Below are 2,232 nucleotides of genomic sequence, written 5' to 3'. Positions count from 1 at the left end.
TGTCAACGGAACGCCAATCCTGGACACTTCTCGGCACCGGAATTCTGACCCCCTTTTGGTCGGTCGGGTTGATGGTTTCAGTCTTCAGTTGTGCCGGCGGTGGGGACGCGGCCGAGGTCGCGGTCCTTGAGCCGGTAGCTGTCGCCTTTCAACGCGATGACCTCGGCGTGGTGGACGAGGCGGTCGATCATCGCGGCGGCGACGACGTCGTCGCCGAAGACCTCGCCCCACCGGCCGAAGACCTTGTTACTGGTCACGATCAGCGAGGCGCGTTCGTAGCGGGACGAGACGAGTTGGAAGAACAGGTTGGCGGCCTCGTTCTCGAACGGGATGTAGCCCACCTCGTCGACCACCAGAAGCGGGTAGCGGCCGAGTTTGGTCAGTTCGGCCTGCAATCGTCCGCTGTGGTGGGCCTCGGCCAGGCGCGAGACCCATTGCGCGGCGGTGGCGAACGCGACCCGATGCCCGGCTTGGCATGCGCGGATCGCCAACCCGATCGCCAGATGTGTCTTGCCGGTGCCGGGCGGACCGAGGAACACGACGTTGTCCTTGGCGGTCACGAAATCCAGGGTGCCCAGGTGAGCGATGACATCGCGTTTGAGCCCGCGGGAATGACCGAAGTCGAACTCTTCCAACGATTTGCGGTGCGGGAATCGGGCCGAGCGGATGCGGCCCTCACCGCCGTGGGACTCGCGAGCCGACACCTCCCGTTGCAGGCAGGCGATCAAGAACTCCTCGTGGGTCCAGTTCTCGGCGCGGGCGCGTTCGGGCAACCGTTGGGCGGCTTCGCGCAGCGACGGCGCCTTCAGCGCGCGGGTGAGGAAGTTCAGTTCAGCGGTGAAATCCCGTGTCGTGGTCGATGTTTTCGCGGCGGTTCTGGTCCTGGCGGGCATCAGGCGACCCCGCCTTCGATATCGATACCGAGTGCGGTGTCGTAATCGGTCAGGACACGTTGCTCGACCTCGGGTTCGGGTGCCGGTCGCAGGACACCGATCCGGCCGCGCCGCAACACTTTCGCCGCTTCGACATGGGTCGGGTCGGACAGGGTTTGATGCCAGGCCCAGATCCGTTCGTGATCGGCCACGATCCGGCCGCCGGAGAACACTCGGACCCGGTCCAGATCGGCGAGGATCTCGATCCGGCGTCCGATCACCGCCGGATGCACCGAGTAGTCGTTGGAATCCAAGCGGATGTAGTGATCGCGCGGCAGCCGCGCTGACCGTCGCCACCCGGTCTCGGGCGCGACCGGTGGCAACTCCAGCATCGCCTGGCGGTCCGCGGTGATCCGATCGGTCGGTGCGCATCCCAACGCGCGGCGGGTCCGGCGATTCACCAACGCCAGCCAATTATCGAGTTGAGTATTGAAATCGGTAGGGCTGCTGAATGATCGACCCGGTAGGAACGACCGCTCCAGATAGTCATGGGCCCGCTCGATCATGCCTTTCGCCTCCGGGTCGGCAGGCTTGCAAACGATCACTTTCGTGCCCAGAGTTCCCCGGAATGCTTGGCATTCCGCGGTCAACTCGGTGCGGCCGCCGCGCCAGCGGCCGATCGCTCCTTCGCCGTCCCAGACCAGCACCTTCGGCACCGAGCCCAAACGATGAATGTGTGTCCACCAACCGGCGAACAGATCCTCGGAATGCCGTGACGGGATCAACATCGCCATCAACCAGCGGGAATACCCCGAGACCATCGTCAGGACCGGCAACTGCTTCGGGCCACGAATCTGCCCGAACCCGACCGGCAACTCGATCGGCGGGAACCAGAAATCACACTGGGCGATCTCCCCGGCCACATACGTTGTCCTCGAGGCGGGATCCGGCGGCAGATACGCCGGCCGCAGCTCGGCGACGCGGCTCGAGAGCACCCGGACCGAGCGGGTCCAGCCGATCCGCTCGGCGATCACCGTCGCCGGCATCCTCGGATACGCCTTCAGCAACTCACGGATCTGCGGCTCGACCGCGTCCACGATCGATCCCTTGGGCGGCCGCTCATACTTCGGCGGCCTGTCCGAGGCCACCGCGGCACGCACGGTGTTACGGGAAACACCCATCAGCCGGGCGATCGCCTTGATAGGAACACCCTCTGACCGGTGCAAACGACGAATCTCAGCCCAATCTTCCACGGCTAGCATCCCTTCGTCCTCCCTGACTCGGTGAGAGCCAGGGTGACCGACCAAGGGGGTCAGTTTTCAGATGCCACGCGGGGGTCAGTATTCACGTTCTGCCGACA

At 65.0% G+C, this 2,232-nt stretch carries 2 protein-coding genes; both read right to left on the bottom strand.

Annotated features, from left to right (window positions below; translation table 11 throughout):
* Positions 1-77: 77 nt before the first annotated feature.
* Positions 78-893, bottom strand: a complete 816-nt coding sequence (gene istB / locus JZ792_RS40955) for an IS21-like element helper ATPase IstB (protein ID WP_216918342.1) — start codon at positions 891-893, stop codon at positions 78-80.
* Positions 893-2,134, bottom strand: coding sequence for an IS21 family transposase (gene istA / locus JZ792_RS40950; protein ID WP_216918339.1), 1,242 nt, complete (start codon positions 2,132-2,134; stop codon positions 893-895). Before istA ends, istB begins: the two co-directional genes overlap by 1 nt.
* Positions 2,135-2,232: the final 98 nt, after the last annotated feature.

Source organism: Nocardia noduli (genome assembly GCF_019038455.1).
GTDB classification, from domain to species: domain Bacteria; phylum Actinomycetota; class Actinomycetes; order Mycobacteriales; family Mycobacteriaceae; genus Nocardia; species Nocardia noduli.
Note: the sequence above shows the minus strand (reverse complement) of the source record. Positions and strands in the feature narration are given on the sequence as shown.